The sequence below is a fragment of the Stenotrophomonas maltophilia group sp. Smal32 genome (assembly GCF_030237085.1).
Lineage (GTDB): Bacteria > Pseudomonadota > Gammaproteobacteria > Xanthomonadales > Xanthomonadaceae > Stenotrophomonas > Stenotrophomonas maltophilia_Q.
In genome coordinates, this window is record NZ_JASJSI010000030.1 from 39,918 (window position 1) to 47,448 (window position 7,531).

Below are 7,531 nucleotides of genomic sequence, written 5' to 3' on the forward strand. Positions count from 1 at the left end.
ACCATGTCCAGAACTGCTTTCCATGTCGTTGTCTTCCTTGTCGGCCTGCTGGCCGTGTGCTGGATCGGCATTGGCTACGTTTCGGTGCATCCGCTGGGTGCAGCGGTGGCGGCGATCATCGCGGCCTGCTACATCGCCGGTGGCGTGGAGCTGTACCGCTACCGCCAGGCCAGCAACGGCCTGCGCGCCGCACTGAACGACCTGTCCAGCGCGAAGGAAAGCCTCGCCCCCTGGCTGGAGCGCGTGCCGGCAGGCCTGCGCAACGCCGTGCGCCTGCGCGTGGAAGGCGAGCGCATCGCCCTGCCCGCACCGGTGCTGACCCCTTATCTGGTCGGCCTGCTGGTGCTGCTGGGCATGCTCGGTACCCTGCTGGGCATGATGGACACGCTGCGTGGCACCGGACTAGCCCTGCAGAGCGCGACCGACATGGCCGCCATCCGCGGCTCGCTGGCCTCGCCGGTGCAGGGCCTGGCGGTGGCATTCGGTACCTCGATCGCCGGTGTGGCCAGCTCGGCCATGCTCGGCCTGTTGGCCGCCCTGCTGCGCCGCGACCGCCTGCAGGCCGTGCAGCAGCTGGACCGGGCCATTGCAGGCGACCTGCATCCGTACTCGCAGGCCTGGCAGCGTGCCGAGTCGCTGCGCCTGCTGCAGGCACAGTCTGCCGCCCTGCCTGCCCTGGTCGACCGCCTGCAGGCGATGACACAGACCTTTGAACAGCACAGCACGGCCGCCAACGAGCGCCTGCTGGCCGGCCAGGCCGAGTTCCTGACCCAGAGCCAGGCGCTTCAGGAGCGCTTGGCGGTCTCGCTGCAGCAGTCGCTGCGCGAAGGCGCCGAAGCCAGCGCCGCCGCCATCGGCGGTGCGCTGCAGCCGATGGCCGAGACCACGCTGGCTGGCCTGGCCCATCACAGCGAAGCACTGCACGCCCGCGTCGAGCAGGCCGTGCAGCAGCAGCTGGCTGGCCTGAGCGACGGTTTCGAGCGCAGCCGCGTTGCGACCGAAGCCAGCTGGGCCAAGGTGGTGAGTGAACAGAGCCAGGCACAGCAGGCCCTGGTGGACGATCTGCGCCAGCACCTGCAGGCTTTCAGCGATGGCCAGGGCACGCAGGCCGAAGCGCTGGTCGCGCGCATCGGCGAGCGCCTGCAGGTCGATGCCAACGGCAACGCCGAGGCCTGGCGCGCCGCCATCGAGCAGCAGCAGGCTCTGAACAGCGCGCTGGTCGAGCGCCAGCAGCAGGCGCTGCTGGCGGCCGGCCAGCAGCTGGACGAGCATGCGCAGGCATTGCTGCGGGCACTTGAGCAGCGTCACGACGCCAACCAGTCGTTGCTGCAGGACCACGAACAGCAGCGCTCGCAGCAGTGGCAGGCCGCCCAGGCTGCCGCCGCAACCGCACACGCCGAACTGCAGGCCTGCCTGGACACTCGCGAACAGCAGCGCCAGGCGCGCTGGGACGCGGTCGGCGCCGAACTGCAGCAAGCCCACGCCGCGCTGCATGCGCAGCTGCAGGCCGGCGACGAACAGCGCCTGCAGCGCTGGAGCGATGCCTTGCAGCACGTTTCCTCCGACCTGGCCGAGCGCCTGCAGGCCAACGGCGAACGCCTGGCTGCGCAGCAGCAGCAGGTCTGCGACACGCTGGCGGCGACCGCACAGCAGATCGGCGAGAACGGTCGTGCACAGGCCAGCGCCACGCTGGCCGAAGTCTCCACCCTGCTGCAGACCGCTGCCGCCGCACCGAAGGCCGCAGCCGACGTCATCAACGAGCTGCGCAGCACGCTCTCTGAAAGCCTGGTGCGCGACAACGCGATGCTGGAAGAACGCGGCCGCCTGCTGGCCACCGTGCAGACCCTGCTCGATGCGATCAACCATGCTTCGCACGAGCAGCGCACGGCGGTGGACGCGCTGGTCGGCGGCTCGGCCGAGCTGCTGGAACGCGTCGGCAACCGCTTCACCGACCATATCGCCGCCGAGACCGGGAAGCTGGACGGCATCGCCGCAGCGCTCAACGGCAGCGCCGGTGACGTCGGCCAGCTCGCCGGCGCCTTCGGTGAAGCGGTCGCGCAGTTCGGCAGTGCCGCCACCGAGCTTTCCGGCCGCCTGGAACAGATCGGTGGTGCACTGGATGCCTCGCTGGCCCGCAGCGATGAGCAGCTGGCTTACTACGTGGCGCAGGCGCGCGAGGTGGTCGACCTCAGCCTGCTGTCGCAGAAGCAGGTGATGGAAGAACTGCAGCAGCTGGCCACGCGCCGCGGCAAGGCCGGCAGCGCATGAGCGACGAGCTGGAGGTCGATGGCGGCTCACACGCCCCGATCTGGGCCGCCTTCGGCGACCTGATGTCGGTGCTGCTGGGCGCGTTCGTGCTGATCCTGGTCGGGGTGGTCGCCGTGCAGCTGGAGCTGTCGCAGCGGCTGGACCAGGAAGTGAAGCAGCGCCAGGCCGAAGCCAAGCGCCTGCAGACCCTGGAACAGGCACTGGCCGGCCCGTTGGCTGCTGGCCGGGTGACGCTGGTCGATGGCCGCATCGGCATCAGCGGCAGCGTGCTGTTCGCACTGAACTCCGACCAGTTGCAGCCGGAAGGCCAGGAGCTGCTGCGCAGCCTGGCCGCACCGCTGGCCGCTTACCTGGGCAGCCGCGAAGAGATCCTGATGGTCAGCGGCTTCACCGATGACGCGCCGGTGCGCGAAGGCAACCGCCGCTTCGCCGACAACTGGGAGCTTTCCGCGCAGCGCTCGCTGACCGTGACCCGCACCCTGATTGCCGACGGCGTGCCCGCGGACGCCGTGTTCGCCGCCGCCTTCGGCAGCGAGCAGCCGGTCAGTTCCAATGCCAATGAGGAAGGCCGCGCACGCAACCGTCGCGTGGAGATCGCGCCGATTCCCAAGCCCAAGGCCCCGGATGCCAAGTAGGCCGCCAGCGCTGGATGGCCTGCGCGCCCTGGTGCGCGACCTCGATGCGGGGTCGCGCTCGCTGCCGCATTACCCGCAGGTGCCGATGCTGCAGCAGGTGCAGCGCGAATGGTCGGAGCTGCGCAGCGAACTGCAGGTGCGCCGCTCGCTGCGCACTGAAGCCCCCGCCGACGGCGGCCCGCTGAACTCGGCGGTGCTGGTGCAGCGCATGCTGGACACGATGCAGGCCACCAGCCCAGGTTACCTGCGCCATTTCATCGACTACGTGGACACCCTGTCCTGGCTGCAGGCGCTGCAGGACGGTGCCGTGAGCAGTGGTGACACCGCAAAGCCGAAGCGCACGCGCAAGCCGCGCCAGACGCCGAAGGAGTAGCGCCGTCGCGTGCCATTGTAGAGCCGAGCCACGCTCGGCTCCGGCCAAAAGCAGCCGAGCGTGGGCTCGGCTCTACAGACATGTCACCAGACAGTCATCTGTCTAGCGCACCATTTTCACGTTGACCCACGGCGCCTGCAGCGTCCGCAGTCGCATCGCTTGTATCCCCTTTCGAATTCCATGAGCTCCGCGCCCACGCGGCGGCTCGTGCTTGCCTGAGTGTCTGCAACATGACGAAGACTTTGTTGGCCGCCGCGCTGTCGATCGCGCTTGCTCCCGCGGCCTGGGCGCAGGATGCTGCCCCGACCTCCCATGGCACGTCCGCCACCACCCTTGATGCGGTCTCGGTGATCGGCAGCGGTGAAGCCCGCCAGGTGCAGCGCATCACCCGCGAGAACCTCGACATCCTGCCGCCGGGTACCAGCCTGCAGAAGACCCTGAACCTGCTGCCGGGCGTAAACGCGCAGTCGGCCGATGCGCTGGGCACCAACGAGCAGTCGATGACGCTCGGCCTGCGCGGCTTCAACTCCACCCGTCTCGGTTACACGTTGGACGGCGTGCCGCTGGGCGATGGCGCGTACAACAACTACAACGGCCTGACCATCAACCGTGCGCTGATCAGCGAGAACATGGCCGGCGCCGAGCTGGCGGTGGGCATCGGCAGCCTCGGCACGCCATCCACCAGCAACCTCGGTGGCACCATCTCGTACACCTCCGACCGCCCGGCCCAGGAACTCGGCGGCCGCGTGGTGCAGACCTTCGGCAGCGATGCCAACCGCCGCACCTTCGTGCGTGTGGACAGCGGCGGGTACAACGGTTTCTCCGGCTATATCTCCGGCATGAATGCCGTCTCCGATCTGTGGAACGACCAGACCGCCTACAACAAATCCACCACCAAGCAGTTCAACGCCAAGGGCGTGTGGAACTTTGGCCGCGGCCAGATCACCGGCTTCGTCGATACCTCGCGCACTACCCAGGCGGACTACTTCTACCTGTCCAAGGACGAGATGTCGCGCGGGCTGGGCTGGGACTGGGGCGGTTACGCGCCGGACTGGAACAAGGCCGTGGCCAAGGCCTACTGCAATACCGCCAGCTTCAATGCGAAGAAGTGCGACAGCAGCGGTCCGGACAAGGATGCCGACGGTGCCTTTACTGCCGGGCAGATCCTGCGTGACGACAACCTGTACTACCTGGCCGGTGATTTCTTCCTGGCCGATGGCTTCAGCCTGCGGGCCCTGGCCTACCACCACGATGACCGCGGCGAAGGCCACAACTGGAACAGCGGCGCCTGGTCGAACAAGGGCACGGCGCAGGAGATTCCGATCATCTTCCGCAACACCATCTACACCATCGACCGCGATGGCGGCACGCTGTCGTTCGACTGGGAACTGGGCGCGCACCGCATCGAAGGCGGCGTCTGGTACGAGCGCAACACCAGCAGCGCCGAGCGCTACCAGACCGCCGTGGACGGCCCGCGCGACCTGAGCGGCATGAACACCCTGCCCTCCGACGTTGGCGTGTTCGCCCAGCGCACGCGCTGGAAGACCCACCAGTTCTTCCTGAAGGACACCTGGCGCCTGCTCGATGATCGCCTGACCCTGGAGTTCGGCGCAAAGAGCCCGCATGCCACCTCCGATGCGCAGGCCCTGCCCGGCGACGCGAAGGCGCCGATCTCGCCGACCTCCAACAACCAGTTCGCCACCGGCTCACTGAAGGCCAGCAAGAACTTCCTGCCCAGCATCGGCGCCAACTTCCGCCTGGCCGAGCATCACGAAGTATTCGCCAGCTACGCCGAGAACATCGCCATGTTCCAGGGCGGCTTCAAGCTGGGCCCGCAGGCAGTCAGCCAGGCCACCTGGAACGCGCAGGGCAACCTGAAGCCGGAAGAATCCCGCTCGCTGGAGGCCGGCTACCGCTTCGTCACCGATACCCTGCAGGCCTCGGTCGCGGCCTACAGCGTGCGCTTCGACAACCGCCTGCTGCAGTACAACCCCTGCGACTCGCGGCAGCCGGTCGGCCCGACCTGCGGCAACCGCTTCTACAACGTGGGCGGCGTCGACAGCCGTGGTGCCGAGCTGACCGTGCTGTGGACCCCGAACGAGCACTTCAGCTGGTACACCTCGGCCTCGCTGAACCGCTCGACCTATGCGTCGAACTACGTGCAGGCCGGCGTCGAGCAGCAGATCAAGGGCAAGATCCAGACCGATACACCCAAGCAGCTGCTGGCCACCGAGATCACCTGGCGCGACAACGGCTGGTTCGCCAGCCTGCGCGGCAAGTACACCGGCGAACGCTTCTACACCTACACCAACGACCAGGGCTTCGGCGGCTTTACCGTGTTCGATCTGGCCGGTGGCTATGACTTCGGCCAGGTCGGCTTCGCCAAGGGCATGCGCGTGTCGTTCAACGTGACCAACCTGACCAACAAGCGCTATGCCAGCAACCTGGATTCGAGCGTGTTCGCCCCGAGCGACCCGGCCGGCAAACTGTACGTGTTCCATGCCTCGGCACCACGCCAGGTGTTCGGTACGATCGACCTTCGCTTCTGATTGACCGCCCGGAGTCCACTGATGCTCACGACCGCCCTGCTGATGGCCACTCTCTCCGCCAGCGGATACTCCGCTCCGCATGAGGCAACGGGTGCAGCGCCGCGTACCCTGCAGCTGGGCGGTCGCAGCTATGTGGACAAAGGCCTGGTCGCCGCCGGGCGGCTGTCGGCGGGCACGGTGGACTTCCTGGGTGACACGCTGGGATCGTTCTCGTCGCTGGCGGTGCAGCCCGGCACCTGGAAGCGCACTGCCAACGGCTACGAAGGCGTGTTGTGGACCCTGCCCGACCGCGGCCGCAACGATCCCGGGGCTGGCCTGTTCTACGACTACACCGGCCGCGTCGAGCGCATGCAGCTGCGCATCGACGTTTCCCCGGGCAAGCCCGAGCTTGGCACGCTGACGATGGCGCCCGACAAGGGCGTGGTACTGAAGGACTTCAACGGCCAGCCGTTCACCGGCGCCGACCCGGGCGACCATACGATCACCCAGCGCGAGGTGGTGCTGCCCTCGCCTACCAGCGGCGCCGGTGCAGGCAAGGTCTCGCTGGATGCGGAATCACTGCAGTTCACCGCCGATGGCCACTTCTATATCGGCGACGAGTACACCGCCAACGTCTATTACTTCGATGCAGAGGGCCAGCTGCAGGGCGTGATCGTGGCACCGCCTGCCATCCGTCCTCAGCGCGAAGGCCGGCCGGCATTCGGTTCGCTGGCGCCACCGCAGACTGGCCGCCGCAACAACCAGGGCGTGGAAGGCATGGGACTGTCGCCTGACGGCAGCCGCCTGTTCGTGGCCCTGCAGAGCGCGACCCTGCAGGACAGCGCGCAGGGCAACGCGGCCGGTCGCATCAACACCCGCGTGCTGGTCTACGACGTGACGGCCTCGCCGACACCACAGCAGCCGATCGGCCATTACGTGATGGCCCTGCCCGCTTACGCGCACGATGGCAAGGGCAAGCTGGACCGCACCGCCGCGCAGAGCGAGCTGCGTGCGTTGGACGGTCATCGCTTCCTGCTGCTGGCGCGCGACGGAAACGGGCTGGGCAAGGACGGCGACGACCCGATCGTCTACAAGTCGGTGCTGCTGGTCGATGTGGCCGATGCCGCCAACCTGGCCGAAAGTGCTTATGAAACCGGCACGCCCTCGGTTCTGGCCCACCCGACCGACACCGCGCTGAAGCCGGAGATCATGCCAGCACGCAGCGACGAACTGCTGAACCTGCTGGACCGCCCGCAGCTGGCCCGTGCCGGGCTGGACCTGGACACGAAGCGCGGCCCACATGCCGGACTGCTGTCAGAGAAGTGGGAAGCCATGGACGTGCTGCCGGCGCTGGACCCACGGCACCCGAACGACGTACTGCTGCTGATCGGCAACGACAACGACTTCATCGCCCGCCATTGCCGCATGCAGGGCCAGGCCTGCGACAGCCCCTACGACAACGACAACCGCGTTCTGGTGTACCGCCTCACGCTGCCCTGACCGAGAACCGATGTCACGCTCTCTGTAGAGCCGAGGCCATGGGCGGGTGCCTTTTCTTTAGGCCTCCCTTTCTGTGAACGAACATCCGAGCAAGGGGTCGGGTGGAAAAAAACTGACCCCAGCAGGGTGGGGCCGCCGTGCCCATAAACGTGGGTGATAGGCACATTGCCAGCCAGTTCCGTGAGCCGGATAATTAACCACTGGGCGTATTGCTGCCGGGGGGGCAC

The 7,531-nt window shown here is 67.6% G+C and carries 5 protein-coding genes; all 5 read left to right on the top strand.

The genetic code is table 11. The features are described 5' to 3' along the window. The first annotated feature begins 3 nt into the window (after positions 1-3). The 5 genes from QRO91_RS09760 to QRO91_RS09780 all read left to right on the top strand — a co-directional run bounded on the left by QRO91_RS09760 (position 4) and on the right by QRO91_RS09780 (position 7,304). Positions 4-2,268: a DUF802 domain-containing protein gene (locus QRO91_RS09760; RefSeq protein ID WP_197650722.1), complete on the top strand. Its 2,265-nt coding sequence runs from the start codon at positions 4-6 to the stop codon at positions 2,266-2,268. Continuing rightward, entirely contained in the window at positions 2,265-2,903 is a 639-nt protein-coding gene (locus QRO91_RS09765) for an OmpA family protein (protein ID WP_005409939.1), read from the top strand. The genes QRO91_RS09760 and QRO91_RS09765 overlap by 4 nt, the downstream gene beginning before the upstream one ends. Then, positions 2,893-3,276, top strand: coding sequence for a DUF2894 domain-containing protein (locus tag QRO91_RS09770; RefSeq protein ID WP_197650723.1), 384 nt, complete (start codon positions 2,893-2,895; stop codon positions 3,274-3,276). Before QRO91_RS09765 ends, QRO91_RS09770 begins: the two co-directional genes overlap by 11 nt. Positions 3,277-3,506: 230 nt before the next feature. Further along, positions 3,507-5,825: a TonB-dependent receptor gene (locus tag QRO91_RS09775; protein WP_197650724.1), complete on the top strand. Its 2,319-nt coding sequence runs from the start codon at positions 3,507-3,509 to the stop codon at positions 5,823-5,825. 21 nt (positions 5,826-5,846) lie between these two features. Next, positions 5,847-7,304 carry an esterase-like activity of phytase family protein gene (locus tag QRO91_RS09780; protein ID WP_049428463.1) on the top strand — a complete coding sequence of 486 codons (1,458 nt, stop codon included), beginning with the start codon at positions 5,847-5,849 and terminating at the stop codon, positions 7,302-7,304. Positions 7,305-7,531: the final 227 nt, after the last annotated feature.